Here is a 16,289-nt window from a genome sequence, read left to right on the forward strand (position 1 = left end):
CGCGACCTGGTGGAGCTGCAGGAATCGCTGAACCGCCTGCGCGACTTCCTCGGCACCCTGGTCGGCACCATCCACCAGCGCGCCGAGGAAGTGGCCGGCAGCAGCCGCGCCCTGGCCGAGCTCAGCGGCGGCCTGCACGCCGGAGCCGAGCGTCAGGCCAGCGATACCGGAGAAATCCGCGACGCGCTGGGCAACATGGAAGCGGCGATCCAGCAGGTGGCCGGCGATGCCAGCCAGGCCGCTTCGGCCAGCCACGCGGCCGGTACGGCCGTCGAGCAGGGCCAGCAGGTGATCGGCAACAGCCTGAGCGGCATGCGCGCGCTGGTGGACGAAGTGCAGAGCAACGCCCAGGCCATCGAGAACCTCGCCGAGGAGTCCGCCACCATCGGCAACGTGCTGGGGGTGATCCGCTCCATCGCCGACCAGACCAACCTGCTGGCGCTCAACGCCGCCATCGAGGCTGCGCGGGCCGGCGAGCAGGGCCGTGGGTTTGCCGTGGTCGCCGAGGAAGTGCGCTCGCTGGCCCTGCGCACCACCGGCGCCACCGAGGAAATCCAGCAGCTCACCGCGCGCCTGCAGCAGGCCGCACGGCAGTCGGTGGACGCGATGCGTAGCCAGGTCGAGCACGCGGAAGTCACCGCCAACCAGGCTGGCGCCGCCGAGGGAGCGCTGGACGAAGTGGTCGGCGCCATCCGCACCATTGCCAGCATGGCCGAGCGCATCGCCGAAAGCTCCGCCCAGCAGAGCGGTGCGGTCAGCGAGATCCGTTCGCACAGCGAGCGCATCCACGAACTGGGCAGTGAGAACCTGCGCCTGATCGGCCAGGGCCGCAGCCAGGGCGAGCAGTTGCAGGAACTGGGCGGTGCGTTGCACACCGCCGTGCGGGCGTTCCGTGTTTGATAGTTCCGTATCCGTCGGATCAACTTTTCGTGCCCGGGCAAGCCCTCACCCCAACCCTCTCCCAAAGGGAGAGGGGGCCGTATGTGCCGGCTGACGCCACGGTTTCATCCTGCAGCGAACAGTCCCCTCTCCCGCTTGCGGGAGAGGGTTAGGGTGAGGGGCCTTTGATCTTTTAGAAGCGCCTCATCAGCACTCCTGCAAGATCAATTCATCAACGCTCGCCCAGCTTGTGCCGCGCCGCGTACAGGCAAACCATCTCCATCGCCAGGGTCGCTCCGGCCAGGGCGGTGATCTCGGCGCTGTCGTAGGGCGGCGCGACTTCCACCACGTCCATCCCCACCAGGTTGATGCCACGCAACGCGCGGAGGATTTCCAGCGCCTGGTGCGAACTCAGCCCGCCACAAACCGGCGTGCCAGTGCCCGGAGCGAAGGCCGGGTCGAGGCAGTCGATGTCGAAGGTCAGGTACACCGGGTTGTCGCCCACTTGCGCTCGAATGCGCTCGGCGATGGCCTGCGGCGTGTTGCGATGCACCTCGCGGGCGTCCAGCACCTGGAAGCCCATCACGTCGTCGTTGGTGGTGCGCAGGCCGACCTGAACCGAGCGCGCCGGGTCGACCAGCCCCTCGCGGGCGGCGTGGTAGAACATGGTGCCGTGGTCGATGCGCTGGCAATCCTCGTCTGGCCAGGTGTCGCTGTGGGCGTCGAAGTGGATCAGCGACAGCGGCCCGTGCTTCTTCGCGTGGGCCTTGAGCAGCGGGTAGCTGATGAAGTGGTCGCCGCCCAGAGTCAGCAGCGCGCAGCCGGCATCGAGAATGCGCGCGGCGTGGGCTTCGATGACGTCCGGGGTTTCCTGCGGCACGCCGTGGTCGAAGGAGCAGTCGCCGTAGTCGATCACCGCCAGGTGGTCGAAGGGGTCGAATTCCCAGGGGAAGTGCCGGGCCCAGGCCATCTGCACCGAGGCGGCACGGATCGCCCGCGGTCCGAAGCGGCTGCCGGGGCGGTTGGTGGTGGCGGTATCGAAGGGCACGCCGCTGACCACCAGATCGACGCCGCGCAGATCGCGGCTGTAGCGGCGGCGCATGAAGCTGGTGATGCCGGCGTAGGTGGATTCGGCGGCGGTGCCGTAGAGGCTGTCGCGGGTGATGGCCTGGTCGTTGTCTTGGGCGAGATCCATGGCTTCCTCATTTTTTAGTTATCGGTTGGTCACGGTGATTCAGGGAACGTCCGCTACGTAGGGCGCATAACCTGGAACAGGTTATCCGCCCTACAAAAGCCTGCTCCTCAGCTACGGGTACGGAACGCCGACCACAGCCGGGTGCGCTCGCGTTGCTGTTTCAAGGTCAGCAATTGCTCGCCGAACAGCTTCTGGCGCATGGCGGGCGCCGGGTAGATGTCCGGGTCGCCGGCGACATCGGCATTCAGCAATGGCGTGGCCTTCAGGTTGGCGTTGGCGAAGTACAGGGTGTTGGTCAGCTCGGCGATGGAATCCGGGCGCAGCATGAAGTCGATGAAGGCGCGTGCTTCCTGCGGGTGTGGCGCGTCCACCGGGATGGCCATGGTGTCGAACCAGATCAGCGTGCCCTCCTTCGGAATCCGGTAGATCACCTCGAACGGCTTGTTCGCCTGCTTCGCCTGCGCAGCGCCCATCAGCGCGTCGCCGGTGTAGGTCAGGGCGACGCACAGCGCGCCGTTGGCCAGGTCGTTGATGTGCTTGCCGCTGGCGATGTAGCGCACGTTGGGTTGCAACTTCTCCAGCAACTGGCGGACCTCGGCCAGGTCGGCCGCGTCGGTGCTGTACGGCGACTTGCCCAGATAATTCAGCGCCACGCTGATGACTTCCTGCGGCGAATCGATCAGCGAGATGCCGCAGTCGGCCAGACGGCTGGCGTACTCGGGCTTGAACAGCAGGTCGAGGCTGTCCAGCGGTGCGTCGGGGATGCGCTTGAGCACCTCATCCTTGTTGATCGCCAGGCCCACGGTGCCCCAGGTGTAGGGCACGCCGAAGCGATTGCCGGGGTCGATGGCGGCCAGCTTGGCCAGCAGGTCCGGGTCGAGGTTGGCGAAGTTCTTCAACTGCGCGTCGTCCACCGGCAGTACGGCCCTGGCCTGGATGGCGCGGGCCAGCCCGCTGCTGGCGGGAAAGACAACGTCGTAGCCGCTGCGGCCGGTCATCAGTTTGCTGTCGAGCACCTCAGCGCTGTCGAAAGTGTCGTATTTCACGCGGATGCCGGTTTCCTTCTGGAAGCGTTGCAGGGCATCGGCGCCGACGTAATCCGCCCAGTTGTAGAGGTTGAGCACCCGCTCCTGCGCCTGCAGGGGCATGGCCAGGGCCACGGCCAGCACCGTGAGAGAAGCCCGGAAGAACGCACGCATGATCATCGCCTCGGGGTTGTTGTGGTTATGGGGCGAGCATGGGGCGGGCTTTACTTTGTAAAAATACAAAGTTAATTACTTTGGCATTTCCCTTTGACAATGTTTGGAGACGGCCATGCTCAGCCAATTGCGCGACCTCGACCTGCAACTGCTGCGGCTGTTCGTCACCGTGGTGGAATGCGGCGGCTTCAGTGCCGCGCAGGGCGAACTGGGGTTGAGCCAGCCCAGCATCAGCATCCAGATGGCCAAGCTGGAGACGCGCCTGGGCTACCGCCTGTGCGAGCGCGGCAAGGGCGGCTTTCGCCTGACGCCCAAGGGCGAGCACCTGCTGCAATCGACGCGACGCCTGTTCGTCGCCATCGAGGGCTTCCGCGACGAGGCACGCGGTGTCGCCGACAAACTACTGGGCGAGGTGCGCATCGGGCTTTCCGAAGGGCTGGACGTGGAGGTCCTGGCGCAGCTGTCCGGGGCCATCCGGCGTTTCCGCCAGCGTAATGAAGCCGTCAGCCTGGAACTGATCACCGCCACACCCGCCGAGCTGGAGCGCCTGCTGCTGCAGGACCGCCTGCATCTGGCAGTCGGCTATTTCGCCGGGACCCAGGCGGCGCTGGAACATGTCGTGCTGTTCAGCGAACCCCAGGGCCTCTACTGCGGCGCCGGGCACCCGGCCTTCAGCGAGAAGAAACCGACCCGCGACTCCCTCGCCGACGCCGACCAGGTCCTGCACCCCTACCGCTTCATCGCCGCCGACGAGCCGCTGCAAACCAGCCGCAGCAGCGCGCGCTGCGAGCAGGTGGACGGCAGCCTGGCGTTCATCCTCTCCGGCGCGCACATCGGCTACCTGCCCAAGCATGTCGCCCAGCCGTGGATCGAGCGTGGCCAGCTGCGCGAACTGCTGCCCGGCGAACTGGGCTTTGACGTGGCCTTCAGCCTGACCCGCCACCGCGGCCGCCATCCCGGCGACGCCGAACAGGCCTTCGTCAGCGATCTGTTGAAAGCCTTCGGCCAGCACGCGGCCGATTGACGCAGCGGCGTCGCGGGAACCGGGACTCGCAGGCGCAGTCCCACAGCGTCTATCACTTCTTGTGACAGCTGATCCGGCAACGCCTCGGGCCGCGCCGGAAGCTTTCCGCTATCATGCCCGCCACCCTGTAGTCCGCGAGATGTCCATGCGCCGCCTGCTCACCCTGCTTCTGCTCCTGGTCGCCCTGCCCGCTTCCGCCGGCCTGTTCGACAAACCCGCCGACAAGGGCGGCTTCGCCGTCGGGCAACCAGCCAAGGGCGACTTCCTGCCGGTGGCCGAGGCCTTCCGCGTCAGCGTCGAGGACAGCGACAGCCAGCAGGTGAAGCTGCGCTTCATCAACGCCGACGGCTACTACCTCTACCAGCATCGTTTCAGCTTCAAGGTCGAGCCCGCCAACAGTGGCGTGAGCGTCGGCGAAGTGAAGCTGCCGCCAGGCAAGCAGCACCACGACGACTACTTCGGCGACACGGTGGTCTACTACGCCATCACCGACATCGACGTGCCGCTGGTGAACCCGCAGCACAAGCCCTTCACCCTGGTCGTCAGCTACCAGGGCTGCGCCGACAAGGGCCTGTGCTATGCGCCGGAAACCACCCGCCTGCAGATCGCCGACGGCCAGGCCGCCAGCGTGGTGACCGGCCCCGCACCTTCCGCCGCTGCCAAATCCTCCGCCACTTCGGCCAACCCGCTGGCCAGCCTGCTGGGCGACCACGAGCCGGGCAAGATCAAGAAACTCGGCCGCGCGCTGGCGATCTTCTTCCTGCTGGGCCTGGCGCTGACCTTCACCCCCTGCGTACTGCCGATGCTGCCGATCCTCTCCGGCGTCGTGTTGCGCGGTCGTCCGGGCGGCATGCGCGGCCTGGCGCTGTCGCTCGCCTACGTGCTGCCGATGGCCGCCTGCTATGCGGTGCTCGGCACCCTGATGGGCCTGTTTGGCGCCAAGCTCAACCTGCAGGCGATGCTGCAGTCGCCCTGGGTGCTGATCCCCTTCGCGGCGTTCTTCGTGGTCTTCGCCATCGCCATGTTCGGTGCCTTCGAGCTGCGCCTGCCGGGCTTCGTGCGCGAGCGTCTGGACAAGATGGCCAACAACACCCGCGGCGGCTCCATCGCCGGCGCGGCGACCCTGGGCGTGCTCTCCAGCCTGCTGGTATCGCCCTGCGTCACCGCCCCGCTGGCCGGCCTGCTGCTGTACATCAGCAGCACCGGCGATGCGGTGGGCGGCGGCCTGCTGCTGTTCTCCCTGGGCCTGGGCATGGGCACGCCGCTGGTGATCTTCGCCGTCGGCGGCGGCGCGTTGCTGCCCAAGAGCGGCGCCTGGATGAACGGCGTGCGCAACGTCTTCGGCGTGATGCTGCTGGCCGTGGCCATCTGGATGCTCGACCGCATCGTCTCTGGCCCGGTCTCGCTAACGCTCTGGGGCACCCTGGCCGGCGGCATCGCCCTGGCCATCGGCACCCTCGAACTGGGGCCGAAGAAGCCGCTGCAGCGCCTCGGCCAGTTGTTCGGCCTGATGCTGCTGGTCTACGCCGTGGCCGCCTGGACCGGCGCCCTGCGCGGCGAATCCGACCCGCTGCACCCGCTGGGCCGCAGCGGCGTCAGCGTCCACGCCGGCCCGCCCAGCTCCACCCCCGGCGACTGGCAGAACATCACCACCCCGGCGCAGCTCAACGCCGCGCTGGCCAGCGCCCAGGCCGCCGGTCGGCCGGTGCTGCTGGACTGGTACGCCGACTGGTGCATCAGCTGCAAGATCATCGAGCGCCAGGTACTGCCGGCGCCGGAAGTGCAGTCGCAGCTGCCCGGCTTCGTCCTGTTGCGCTTCGACATGACCGCCAGCACCGAGGAGCAGCGCGCCCTGCTCGACCGCTACAACCTGTTCGGCCCGCCCGCGCTGCTGTTCTTCTCGACAAAAGGCGACGAATGGAGCGACCTGCGCATCATCGGCGAGACCGACGCCGCCACCCTCGCCGACCGTCTGAAACAGGCTGGAACGCGCTCCTGATCACAATTTGATTGCAATGGTTTTGCCGTAATCGGCTGGCAACATGCTGACATCTACGGCAAAACCCGCATGACTGGACAGTCACGCCAGCTTTCCGGCATAGTCCCGCCCTATCTTTTCCCGCCAAGAACAAGGACTACCGCATCCAGATGGCGACCTTACTGGTACTGCACGGGCCCAACCTCAATCTGCTGGGCACCCGCGAGCCCGACAAGTACGGCTCCGTCACCCTCGAGCAGATCAACCAGGACCTGGAGCGCCGCGCCCGCGAGGCCGGCCACCACCTGATGCACCTGCAGAGCAACGCCGAGTACGAACTGATCGACCGGATTCACGCCGCGCGCAACGAAGGTGTGGACTTCATCCTCATCAATCCGGCCGCTTTCACGCATACAAGTGTCGCTCTACGTGACGCATTGCTCGCAGTGAGCATCCCATTCATCGAAGTGCACCTCTCCAACGTGCACAAACGTGAACCTTTCCGGCATCACTCCTACTTCTCCGACGTGGCGGTAGGGGTGATCTGCGGTCTGGGAGCCACAGGCTACCGCCTGGCCCTGGAATCCGCCCTCGAACAACTTGAACGCCCGTGACCTCACCTGGGAGAGCGAACACTGATGGACATCCGTAAAGTCAAGAAACTGATCGAACTGCTCGAAGAATCCGGCATCGACGAACTGGAGATCAAAGAGGGCGAAGAGTCCGTACGCATCAGCCGTCACAGCAAGACCGCCGCCCAGCCGATCTACGCTGCCGCCCCGGCCTACGCTCCGGCCCCGGCCCCCGCTGCCGCTCCGGTCGCTGCCGCCGCCCCGACCGCTGAAGCCGCCCCGGCTGCCCAGAACCTCGCCGGCGCCGTGCGCTCGCCGATGGTCGGCACCTTCTACCGCGCAGCCTCGCCGACCTCCGCCAACTTCGTCGAAGTCGGTCAGAGCGTGAAGAAAGGCGACATCCTCTGCATCGTCGAAGCCATGAAGATGATGAACCACATCGAGGCCGAGACCAGCGGCGTGATCGGTCAGATCCTCGTGGAGAACGGCCAGCCGGTCGAGTTCGACCAGCCCCTGTTCACCATCGTTTAAACCGCGGGGAACCTGCGATGTTGGAAAAAGTACTGATCGCCAACCGCGGCGAAATCGCGCTGCGCATCCTGCGCGCGTGCAAGGAGCTGGGCATCAAGACGGTGGCCGTGCACTCGACCGCCGACCGCGAGCTGATGCACCTGTCGCTGGCCGACGAAGCGGTCTGCATCGGTCCGGCCCCGGCCGCGCAGTCCTACCTGCACATACCGGCGATCATCGCCGCGGCCGAGGTTACCGGCGCCGTGGGTATCCACCCCGGCTACGGCTTCCTCGCCGAGAACGCCGACTTTGCCGAGCAGGTCGAGCGCTCGGGCTTCACCTTCATCGGCCCCAGCGCCGACGTCATCCGCCTGATGGGTGACAAGGTGTCCGCCAAGGACGCCATGAAGAAAGCCGGCGTGCCGACCGTACCGGGCTCCGACGGCCCGCTGCCCGAGGACGAAGAAACCGCGCTGGCCATCGCCCGCGAGGTTGGCTACCCGGTGATCATCAAGGCCGCCGGTGGCGGTGGTGGTCGCGGCATGCGCGTCGTGCACAAGGAAGAAGACCTGATCAAGTCCGCCAAGCTGACCCGCACCGAAGCGGGCGCGGCCTTCGGCAACTCGATGGTCTACCTGGAGAAGTTCCTGACCAACCCGCGTCACGTGGAAGTCCAGGTCCTCTCCGACGGCCAGGGCAACGCCATCCACCTGGGCGACCGCGACTGCTCCCTGCAGCGTCGTCACCAGAAGGTGCTGGAAGAAGCCCCAGCCCCGGGCATCGACGAGAAGGCCCGCGCCGAAGTGCTGGCCCGCTGCGTCCAGGCCTGCGTGGAAATCGGCTACCGTGGCGCCGGCACCTTCGAGTTCCTCTACGAGAACGGCCGCTTCTACTTCATCGAGATGAACACCCGCGTGCAGGTGGAGCATCCGGTGTCGGAGATGGTCACCGGTATCGACATCGTCAAGGAAATGCTCAGCATCGCCTCGGGCAACAAGCTGTCGATCAAGCAGGAAGACGTGGTCATCCGTGGCCATGCGCTGGAATGCCGGATCAACGCCGAAGACCCGAAGACCTTCATGCCCAGCCCCGGCAAGGTGAAGCACTTCCACGCACCGGGCGGCAACGGCGTGCGCGTGGACTCGCACCTGTACAGCGGCTACGCCGTACCGCCGAACTACGACTCGCTGGTGGGCAAGATCATCACCTACGGCAAGGACCGCGATGAAGCCATGGCGCGCATGCGTAATGCGCTGGACGAGCTGATCGTCGATGGCATCAAGACCAACACCGAGCTGCACAAGGAGCTGGTCCGCGACAAGGAGTTCTGCAAGGGTGGCGTGAACATCCACTACCTGGAGAAGAAGCTGGGCATGGACAAGCACTAAGCCTGCCCTGCTCCGCCTCGCTCCACCACAAGGGCTGCCTCCGGGCGGCCCTTGTGCTTTGCGGCCCCTGCACGCTGGCATGGCAGGGTGCCGTGCAGTAAGCTTGCCGCCTTTATCTGCGGGCCGCCGAGGCGGTCCGTTGTCTTTTCCAGCTCCATCCCGGCACGATCGAGGTACCGCCCCATGCCCTGGCTTCAAGTCCGACTCGCCATCACCCCGGATCAGGCGGAAACCTATGAAGATGCGCTGCTGGAAGTCGGCGCCGTCTCCGTGACCTTCATGGACGCCGAAGACCAGCCGATCTTCGAGCCGGACCTGGGCACCACCCCGCTGTGGAGCCACACCCACCTGCTCGCACTGTTCGAGGCCGACACCGACGAAACTTCGCTGATCGCCCACCTGACCCTGCTCACCGGCGGCGAACTGCCAGAGCACCAGATCGAGCGCATCGAGGACCAGGACTGGGAACGCAGCTGGATGGACAACTTCAAGCCGATGCGCTTCGGCCGCCGCCTGTGGATAGTCCCCAGCTGGCACGAGGCTCCGGAGCCGGAAGCGGTGAATCTGCTGCTCGACCCGGGCCTGGCCTTCGGCACCGGCACTCACCCGACCACCGCGCTGTGCCTGGAATGGCTCGACGGCCAGGAGCTGGCCGGCCAGCAGGTGCTGGATTTCGGCTGTGGCTCGGGCATCCTCGCCATCGCCGCGCTGCTGCTGGGCGCCGAGCAGGCGGTCGGCACCGACATCGACCCGCAGGCGCTGGAAGCCTCCCGCGACAACGCCTCGCGCAACGGCATCGACCCGGCGAAATTCCCCGTCTACCTGCCCGCTGATCTGCCCAAGGCGCAGGCGGACGTGCTGGTGGCGAACATTCTGGCCGGTCCGCTGGTCACATTGGCAGAGCAGCTCACCGGGCTGGTGAAATCCGGTGGCCTGCTGGCCCTTTCGGGCATCCTCGCCGAGCAGGCCGAGGAAGTACGCGCTGCCTACGCCGACGCCTTCGACCTCGACCCGACCGCCGAGCGCGATGGCTGGATCCGCATCAGCGGCCGCCGCCGCTGAGTGCCCGCCGTATGGGGCTTGAGTTAGACTAACCGCCAGATTTTTCCGCCGGACCGCCGCATGAGCGAAAGCTTCATCACACAGTGCCCCCATTGCCAGACCCGTTTCCGCGTCAACTCGGCGCAACTGGGCGCGGCCAGCGGTGCTGTGCGCTGCGGAACCTGCCTGAAAGTCTTCAGTGCGCCGCAGAACATGGTCGGCGAGCCGACCCAGGTTCCGGCGCCGGCAGTTGCGGCGATACCGACCGCCGCAGCCCCGAAAGCTGCCCCGGCACCGGAGCCGGCCGCGCCGCCTGCGCCACCGAAAGCCCCGGAGCCGATCGCAGCCGCGCCCGCTCCCGCGCCGGCCTTCGACACCTTCACTCCCGAAAAGCCGGCCGCACCGAGCGCTCCTGGCACCGCCACCCTCGGCTGGCCGCTGGCACCCCACGCCGCGCGGCACTCCAGCGATGTGGCGGAAAAGCCCGCCGTCGCCGAGCCGAAGGTAGAAGCAAAACCGGCACCGGTTGCCGAACCTGCCCCGGCCGTCGCCGCGACCATGGTGATCGCCCCGGCAGCGACCGTGACCAGCGAGCCACCCAAGCTTGCTCCTGCACCGGCAGCCGGAAAAAAAGACGAGACGCTGTGGATTCACGACGATCTCGACCTGGACAGCCTCAACCTCGACGAGGAACTGGCCAAGCTCGACGAGTTCGAGCTGTCCCAGGAATTCCTCAGCATCGACCGCGCACCGCGCCCCAGCGAAGCCCTGCAGACCCGCCAGGAAGAGAAGCGCGACCCGCACGACGAGCGCTGGGCCGAAGCCCTGATCGAAGAGGAACAGAACGGCACAAGTCGCACTTCCCGTCAGGAGCCCAGCTTCGGCCGGCTGCCCGTCGAGGAACCAGAGGAGCCGCCCGCCAAGGCGCGCCTGGTGGCCGACAAGGAATCCGAGCCGGAGGAGCCCGAGGAAGAGCCGGAGCACGAACCGCGCATCGACCCGCCACCCCTTCGCGCTGAGAGCGACGACGAGAAACTTCCAGCCTTCAGCGCCCGCCGTGATGACGATGAGCCTGACGATGAAGACGAGGAGCCGCCGCTGGCCGACCAGCGCGGCGACAGCCGGCGCGCCGATCCAGGCCTTGGCAATGGTGGCCTGAACGACCTCAGCGATGAACCCCTGCAACTCGACTGGCAGAAACCGAAGAGCCGCTGGGGTCGCCGTCTGTTCTGGCTGCTGCTGGTATTGCTGGCCCTGGCCGGCCTCGCCGGCCAGTACATCGCCTATCACTTCGACGAATTGGCCCGCCAGGACCAGTACCGCCCCTGGTTCGCCCAGGCCTGCCCGGAGCTGGGCTGCACCCTGCCCTCCAAGGTCGACGTGGAGCAGATCCGCAGCAGCAACCTGGTGGTGCGCAGCCACCCGGACTTCAGCGGTGCGCTGGTGGTGGACGCGATCATCTACAACCGCGCCAACTTCTCCCAGCCCTTCCCGCTGCTGGAGATGCGCTTCGCCGACCTGAACGGCCAGCTAATCGCCAGCCGCCGCTTCAAGCCCAGCGAGTACCTCTCGGGCGAGCTGGCCGGGCAGAGCGAGATGCCGCCGCAGACGCCGATCCACATCTCCCTGGACATCCTCGATCCGGGTCCCAAAGCGGTGAACTACAGCCTGAGCTTCCACTCGCCGGAATAACCCGGCGAGTAGCTCAAAGCGCCTGAGAGCGCCAGTTCCGCTCGTCTTCCAACCTGGGGTACTAAGCCCGGGATTGTTCAGAATTTATCCAAAATCGCCTTTATCCGGTCATCGAGAGCGGGTATCATGCCCTCCCTTTTTTGCTAGCACCGGTGGCAGGCCCCGAAAGCACCCGCGAGTCTTGTAACGCGCGGCGCCTCGGTGTTCCCGCCCCATTGACCATGGAAAACCAGTCGGTGGTACGCATCGGCTCCTACACACTGCCCAACAGACTGATCCTGGCCCCGATGGCCGGCGTCACCGATCGTCCGTTCCGCCAGCTTTGTCGCCGCCTCGGCGCCGGCATGGTGGTTTCGGAGATGGTCACCAGCGACGTCCGCCTGTGGAACAGCCGCAAGTCGCGCCTGCGCCTGCAGCACGACCACGAGGATCAACCGCGTTCGGTGCAGATCGCCGGCGGCGACCCGCAGATGCTCGCGGAAGCCGCACGGTGCAACGTGGAGCTCGGCGCCCAGATCATCGACATCAACATGGGCTGTCCGGCGAAGAAGGTTTGCAACAAGGCCGCGGGTTCCGCGCTGATGAAAGATGAACGGCTGGTGGCCGACATCCTCGAGGCGGTGGTCGCGGCGGTAGAGGTTCCCGTCACCCTGAAGATTCGCACCGGTTGGGACCGGTCGAACAAGAACGGTGTGACGGTGGCGCGGATCGCCGAGCAGTCGGGCATCCAGGCGCTGGCGGTACACGGCAGGACCCGTGCCGACCTCTACACCGGCGAAGCGGAGTACGAAACCATCGCGGCGATCAAGCAGGCGGTTTCGATTCCGGTCTTCGCCAATGGTGATATCGATTCACCGCGCAAGGCACGGCAGGTGTTCGAGCAGACGGGCGTGGATGCCCTGCTGATCGGCCGCGCCGCCCAGGGCAATCCCTGGATCTTCCGCGAGATCGATCATTACCTGAGCACCGGCGAGCTGTTGCCGGCGCCGAGTCTGCACGAGGTACAGAGCATCCTGCTCGAGCACCTCGCTGCATTGCATGCGTTTTATGGGGAGGAAATGGGTGTGCGAATTGCCCGCAAGCATGTGGGCTGGTACCTCGCAACCCTACCGGGAGCGGCGGAGTTCCGTTCCCAGTTCAATCGTTTGCAGGACACGGATGCACAGAGCGCCAGCGTCAGGCAGTTCTTCGCCGAGCGCCACAATAACGGAGAAGGGGTGGCCGCATGACAACGATGACCGAGACATTAGTGAGTGGAATGACACCCGTGAGCGACAACGCCAACCTTAAACAGCACCTGACCACTCCGACGCAGGAGGGCCAGACCCTCCGCGACAGCGTGGAAAAGGCACTGCACAACTATTTCGCCCATCTCGAAGGGCAGCCGGTCACGGACGTATACAACATGGTGCTTTGCGAAGTCGAAGCGCCGCTGCTGGAAACCGTCATGAACCACGTGAAGGGTAACCAGACCAAAGCCTCCGAACTGCTGGGGCTGAACCGCGGGACCCTGCGCAAGAAACTCAAGCAGTACGATCTTCTCTGACAGGTGGCAGGCGCGGGCCCGCGACCTCGAGGTCAGCCGGGCCGACGCCTGACACGCGAAAAGCCCGAAGCCTTTGTGGAAGCCGTTATGACCGACCAAACCACCCGCCTGCCCGTCCGCCGTGCGCTGATCAGCGTTTCCGACAAGACCGGCATCGTCGATTTCGCCCGTGAGCTGGTAGCCCTTGGCGTGGAGATTCTTTCCACCGGCGGCACCTACAAGCTGCTCAAGGACAACGCCATCGCCGCCGTGGAAGTGGCCGACTACACCGGCTTCCCGGAGATGATGGATGGCCGCGTGAAGACCCTGCATCCGAAGATCCACGGTGGCATCCTCGGACGTCGTGACCTCGACGGCGCAGTGATGGAAGAGCACGGCATCAAGCCGATCGACCTGGTGGCGGTCAACCTGTACCCGTTCGAAGCGACCGTGGCCAAGGCCGACTGCGACCTGCCGACCGCCATCGAGAACATCGACATCGGCGGCCCGACCATGGTCCGCAGCGCGGCGAAGAACCACAAGGACGTTGCCATCGTGGTCAACGCCGGTGACTACGCCAGCATCGTCGGTGCCCTGAAAGCCGGTGGCCTGACCTACGCCCAGCGCTTCGACCTGGCCCTGAAGGCCTTCGAGCACACTTCGGCCTACGACGGCATGATCGCCAACTACCTGGGCACCATCGACCAGGCGCGCGACACCCTGTCCACCGAAGACCGCGGCGCCTTCCCGCGCACCTTCAACAGCCAGTTCATCAAGGCGCAGGAAATGCGCTACGGCGAGAACCCGCACCAGAGCGCGGCCTTCTACGTCGAAGCGAAGAAGGGCGAGGCCAGCGTCTCCACCGCCATCCAGCTGCAGGGCAAGGAACTGTCGTTCAACAACGTGGCCGACACCGACGCCGCGCTGGAGTGCGTGAAGAGCTTCGTCAAGCCGGCCTGCGTCATCGTCAAGCACGCCAACCCGTGCGGCGTGGCCGTGGTACCGGAAAACGAAGGCGGCATCCGCAAGGCCTACGACCTGGCCTACGCCACCGACACCGAGTCGGCCTTCGGCGGCATCATCGCCTTCAACCGCGAGCTGGACGGCGAGACCGCCCAGGCCATCGTCGAGCGCCAGTTCGTCGAAGTCATCATCGCCCCGAAAATCTCCGAAGCCGCCCGTGCCGTGGTCGCTGCCAAGGCCAACGTGCGCCTGCTGGAGTGCGGCGAGTGGCCGGCCGAGCGTGCGCCGGGCTGGGACTTCAAGCGCGTCAACGGCGGCCTGCTGGTGCAGAGCCGCGACATCGGCATGATCACCGCCGATGACCTGAAGATCGTCACCCAGCGCGCCCCGAGCGAGCAGGAAATCCACGACCTGATCTTCGCCTGGAAAGTCGCCAAGTTCGTGAAATCCAACGCCATCGTCTACGCCAAGGCGCGCCAGACCGTCGGCGTCGGCGCCGGCCAGATGAGCCGCGTGAACTCCGCCCGCATCGCCGCCATCAAGGCCGAGCATGCCGGCCTGGAAGTGAAGGGGGCGGTCATGGCTTCCGACGCCTTCTTCCCGTTCCGCGACGGCATCGACAACGCTGCCAAGGCCGGTATCACCGCGGTGATCCAGCCGGGCGGCTCGATGCGCGACAATGAAGTGATCGCCGCCGCTGACGAAGCCGGCATTGCAATGGTCTTCACCGGCATGCGCCACTTTAGGCATTAACCGGGACGGCCGCACTGTAGCGGCCGTCTGCTGCGTTGCGGACGACTTCGCCAATGCTCATTGCCAATAGGCAACTCCGCTTGTCGAAGCCGTCCGCGCCTTGCATCCAGCCACTCCATTGCGCCCTCGCACAGGCTGGAAAAAAGCACTCGTAGGTTGGGCGGCGCTCCGCGAGCGAAGTGATACCCAACAATCCGGCAAAGCCGGAACTGTTCAGGAGAACTCCAATGAACGTACTCATCATCGGCAGCGGCGGTCGCGAGCACGCGCTGGCCTGGAAGGTCGCGCAGGATTCGCGCGTGCAGAAGGTCTTCGTCGCGCCGGGCAACGCCGGCACCGCCACCGAAGCCAAGTGCGAGAACGTCGCCATCGACGTGCTGGCCCTGGAAGAACTGGCCGATTTCGCCGCGAAGAACGTGCAGCTGACCATCGTCGGCCCCGAGGCTCCGCTGGTCAAAGGCGTAGTGGACCTGTTCCGCTCGCGCGGCCTGGACATCTTCGGCCCCACCGCCGGCGCCGCCCAGCTGGAAGGCTCCAAGGCCTTCACCAAGGACTTCCTCGCACGCCACCAGATCCCCACTGCCGACTACCAGAACTTCACCGAAGTCGAGCCGGCGCTGGCCTATCTGAAAGAGAAAGGCGCGCCCATCGTGATCAAGGCTGACGGCCTGGCCGCGGGCAAGGGCGTGATCGTCGCCATGACCCTGGCCGAAGCCGAGGAAGCCGTGCGTGACATGCTCGCCGGCAACGCCTTCGGTGACGCCGGATCGCGCGTGGTGATCGAAGAGTTCCTCGACGGCGAGGAAGCCAGCTTCATCGTCATGGTCGACGGCCAGAACGTGCTGCCCATGGCCACCAGCCAGGACCACAAGCGCGTCGGCGACGGCGACACCGGCCCGAACACCGGCGGCATGGGTGCCTACTCCCCCGCTCCGGTGGTAACTGCCGACGTGCATAAGCGCGTGATGGACGAAGTGATCTACCCGACCGTGCGCGGCATGGCCGAGGAAGGCAACGTCTATACCGGCTTCCTCTACGCCGGCCTGATGATCGACAAGAGCGGCAAGCCCAAGGTCATCGAGTTCAACTGCCGCTTCGGCGACCCGGAAACCCAGCCGATCATGGTCCGCCTGGAATCGTCCCTGGTCCTGCTGGTCGAGGCCGCCCTGGCCAAGGCGCTGGACAAGGTCGAAGCCACCTGGGACCCGCGTCCCACCGTAGGCGTGGTGATCGCCGCCGGCGGCTACCCGGGCGACTACGCCAAGGGTGACGCTATCTTCGGCCTGGACGATGCCGCCCAGCTCGACGGCAAGGTCTTCCACGCCGGCACCGCGCTCAAGGACGGCCAGATCGTCACCGCCGGCGGCCGCGTACTGTGCGCCACCGCCATCGGCCCGACCGTCTCCTCGGCCCAGGAACAGGCTTACCGTCTGGCCGAGAAGGTCCGCTGGAACGGCAGCTTCTACCGCAAGGACATCGGTTATCGCGCCATCGCCCGCGAGCGCGGCGAGGGCTGATCCGACAGGTGGAGGCGTCCCCCGTCGGACGCCTCCTCCACACCGGTCCCGGC

General features: G+C 66.1%; 14 protein-coding genes. 12 read left to right on the top strand and 2 right to left on the bottom strand.

All coding sequences use genetic code 11. The annotated features are described in order from the left end of the window. Positions 1 to 312: 312 nt before the first annotated feature. Positions 313 to 900, top strand: a complete 588-nt coding sequence (locus tag IB256_RS30955; RefSeq protein ID WP_405308126.1) for a methyl-accepting chemotaxis protein — start codon at positions 313 to 315, stop codon at positions 898 to 900. Between the two features lie 211 nt (positions 901 to 1,111). Here IB256_RS30955 and speB read toward each other — a convergent pair whose 3' ends face one another. Together speB and IB256_RS11270 are read right to left on the bottom strand one after the other, a co-directional pair. Then, complete coding sequence (speB, locus tag IB256_RS11265) at positions 1,112 to 2,074, bottom strand: agmatinase (protein ID WP_192292844.1); 963 nt, start codon at positions 2,072 to 2,074, stop codon at positions 1,112 to 1,114. A 107-nt stretch (positions 2,075 to 2,181) separates the two neighbouring features. Continuing rightward, positions 2,182 to 3,273 carry a polyamine ABC transporter substrate-binding protein gene (locus IB256_RS11270; protein WP_412547960.1) on the bottom strand — a complete coding sequence of 364 codons (1,092 nt, stop codon included), beginning with the start codon at positions 3,271 to 3,273 and terminating at the stop codon, positions 2,182 to 2,184. A gap of 115 nt (positions 3,274 to 3,388) precedes the next feature. Here IB256_RS11270 and IB256_RS11275 point away from each other — a divergent pair, with 115 nt between their 5' ends. The 11 genes from IB256_RS11275 (at position 3,389) to purD (ending at position 16,236) form a co-directional block, all read left to right on the top strand. Continuing rightward, positions 3,389 to 4,297, top strand: a complete 909-nt coding sequence (locus IB256_RS11275) for a LysR family transcriptional regulator (RefSeq protein ID WP_192402589.1) — start codon at positions 3,389 to 3,391, stop codon at positions 4,295 to 4,297. Positions 4,298 to 4,442: 145 nt separating this feature from the next. Next, positions 4,443 to 6,296 carry a protein-disulfide reductase DsbD gene (locus tag IB256_RS11280; RefSeq protein WP_192402591.1) on the top strand — a complete coding sequence of 618 codons (1,854 nt, stop codon included), beginning with the start codon at positions 4,443 to 4,445 and terminating at the stop codon, positions 6,294 to 6,296. 149 nt (positions 6,297 to 6,445) lie between these two features. Beyond that, complete coding sequence (gene aroQ / locus IB256_RS11285) at positions 6,446 to 6,889, top strand: type II 3-dehydroquinate dehydratase (RefSeq protein WP_015479055.1); 444 nt, start codon at positions 6,446 to 6,448, stop codon at positions 6,887 to 6,889. Between the two features lie 24 nt (positions 6,890 to 6,913). Beyond that, complete coding sequence (accB, locus tag IB256_RS11290; protein ID WP_192292852.1) at positions 6,914 to 7,378, top strand: acetyl-CoA carboxylase biotin carboxyl carrier protein; 465 nt, start codon at positions 6,914 to 6,916, stop codon at positions 7,376 to 7,378. Positions 7,379 to 7,395: 17 nt separating this feature from the next. After that, positions 7,396 to 8,745, top strand: coding sequence for an acetyl-CoA carboxylase biotin carboxylase subunit (gene accC / locus IB256_RS11295; RefSeq protein ID WP_045216407.1), 1,350 nt, complete (start codon positions 7,396 to 7,398; stop codon positions 8,743 to 8,745). 183 nt (positions 8,746 to 8,928) lie between these two features. After that, entirely contained in the window at positions 8,929 to 9,807 is an 879-nt protein-coding gene (gene prmA, locus IB256_RS11300; protein WP_081515608.1) for a 50S ribosomal protein L11 methyltransferase, read from the top strand. Between the two features lie 60 nt (positions 9,808 to 9,867). Further along, entirely contained in the window at positions 9,868 to 11,478 is a 1,611-nt protein-coding gene (locus IB256_RS11305) for a DUF3426 domain-containing protein (RefSeq protein WP_192292856.1), read from the top strand. Between the two features lie 221 nt (positions 11,479 to 11,699). Then, the gene (gene dusB, locus IB256_RS11310) at positions 11,700 to 12,707 is read left to right on the top strand and encodes a tRNA dihydrouridine synthase DusB (protein ID WP_081515606.1); all 1,008 of its coding nucleotides are present in this window, start codon (positions 11,700 to 11,702) and stop codon (positions 12,705 to 12,707) included. Further along, positions 12,704 to 13,024, top strand: coding sequence for a DNA-binding transcriptional regulator Fis (gene fis / locus IB256_RS11315; RefSeq protein WP_024766365.1), 321 nt, complete (start codon positions 12,704 to 12,706; stop codon positions 13,022 to 13,024). The genes dusB and fis overlap by 4 nt, the downstream gene beginning before the upstream one ends. A gap of 87 nt (positions 13,025 to 13,111) precedes the next feature. Further along, the gene (gene purH, locus IB256_RS11320) at positions 13,112 to 14,719 is read left to right on the top strand and encodes a bifunctional phosphoribosylaminoimidazolecarboxamide formyltransferase/IMP cyclohydrolase (RefSeq protein WP_192402593.1); all 1,608 of its coding nucleotides are present in this window, start codon (positions 13,112 to 13,114) and stop codon (positions 14,717 to 14,719) included. 227 nt (positions 14,720 to 14,946) lie between these two features. Continuing rightward, complete coding sequence (gene purD, locus IB256_RS11325; RefSeq protein WP_192292860.1) at positions 14,947 to 16,236, top strand: phosphoribosylamine--glycine ligase; 1,290 nt, start codon at positions 14,947 to 14,949, stop codon at positions 16,234 to 16,236. Positions 16,237 to 16,289: the final 53 nt, after the last annotated feature.

The sequence above is a fragment of the Pseudomonas sp. PDM17 genome (genome assembly GCF_014851985.1).
Lineage (GTDB): Bacteria > Pseudomonadota > Gammaproteobacteria > Pseudomonadales > Pseudomonadaceae > Pseudomonas.

What these genes read in the sequence shown, in the direction of transcription:
- IB256_RS11305 (WP_192292856.1), top strand. Translation starts at nt 9,868, where the DNA reads ATGAGCGAAAGCTTCATCACACAGTGCCCCCATTGCCAGACCCGTTTC.
- IB256_RS11275 (WP_192402589.1), top strand. Translation starts at nt 3,389, where the DNA reads ATGCTCAGCCAATTGCGCGACCTCGACCTGCAACTGCTGCGGCTGTTC.
- speB (WP_192292844.1), bottom strand. Translation starts at nt 2,074, where the DNA reads ATGGATCTCGCCCAAGACAACGACCAGGCCATCACCCGCGACAGCCTC.
- dusB (WP_081515606.1), top strand. Translation starts at nt 11,700, where the DNA reads ATGGAAAACCAGTCGGTGGTACGCATCGGCTCCTACACACTGCCCAAC.
- accC (WP_045216407.1), top strand. Translation starts at nt 7,396, where the DNA reads ATGTTGGAAAAAGTACTGATCGCCAACCGCGGCGAAATCGCGCTGCGC.
- IB256_RS11270 (WP_412547960.1), bottom strand. Translation starts at nt 3,273, where the DNA reads ATGCGTGCGTTCTTCCGGGCTTCTCTCACGGTGCTGGCCGTGGCCCTG.
- IB256_RS11280 (WP_192402591.1), top strand. Translation starts at nt 4,443, where the DNA reads ATGCGCCGCCTGCTCACCCTGCTTCTGCTCCTGGTCGCCCTGCCCGCT.
- purD (WP_192292860.1), top strand. Translation starts at nt 14,947, where the DNA reads ATGAACGTACTCATCATCGGCAGCGGCGGTCGCGAGCACGCGCTGGCC.
- fis (WP_024766365.1), top strand. Translation starts at nt 12,704, where the DNA reads ATGACAACGATGACCGAGACATTAGTGAGTGGAATGACACCCGTGAGC.
- purH (WP_192402593.1), top strand. Translation starts at nt 13,112, where the DNA reads ATGACCGACCAAACCACCCGCCTGCCCGTCCGCCGTGCGCTGATCAGC.
- IB256_RS30955 (WP_405308126.1), top strand. Translation starts at nt 313, where the DNA reads ATGCGCGCGCTGGTGGACGAAGTGCAGAGCAACGCCCAGGCCATCGAG.
- aroQ (WP_015479055.1), top strand. Translation starts at nt 6,446, where the DNA reads ATGGCGACCTTACTGGTACTGCACGGGCCCAACCTCAATCTGCTGGGC.
- accB (WP_192292852.1), top strand. Translation starts at nt 6,914, where the DNA reads ATGGACATCCGTAAAGTCAAGAAACTGATCGAACTGCTCGAAGAATCC.
- prmA (WP_081515608.1), top strand. Translation starts at nt 8,929, where the DNA reads ATGCCCTGGCTTCAAGTCCGACTCGCCATCACCCCGGATCAGGCGGAA.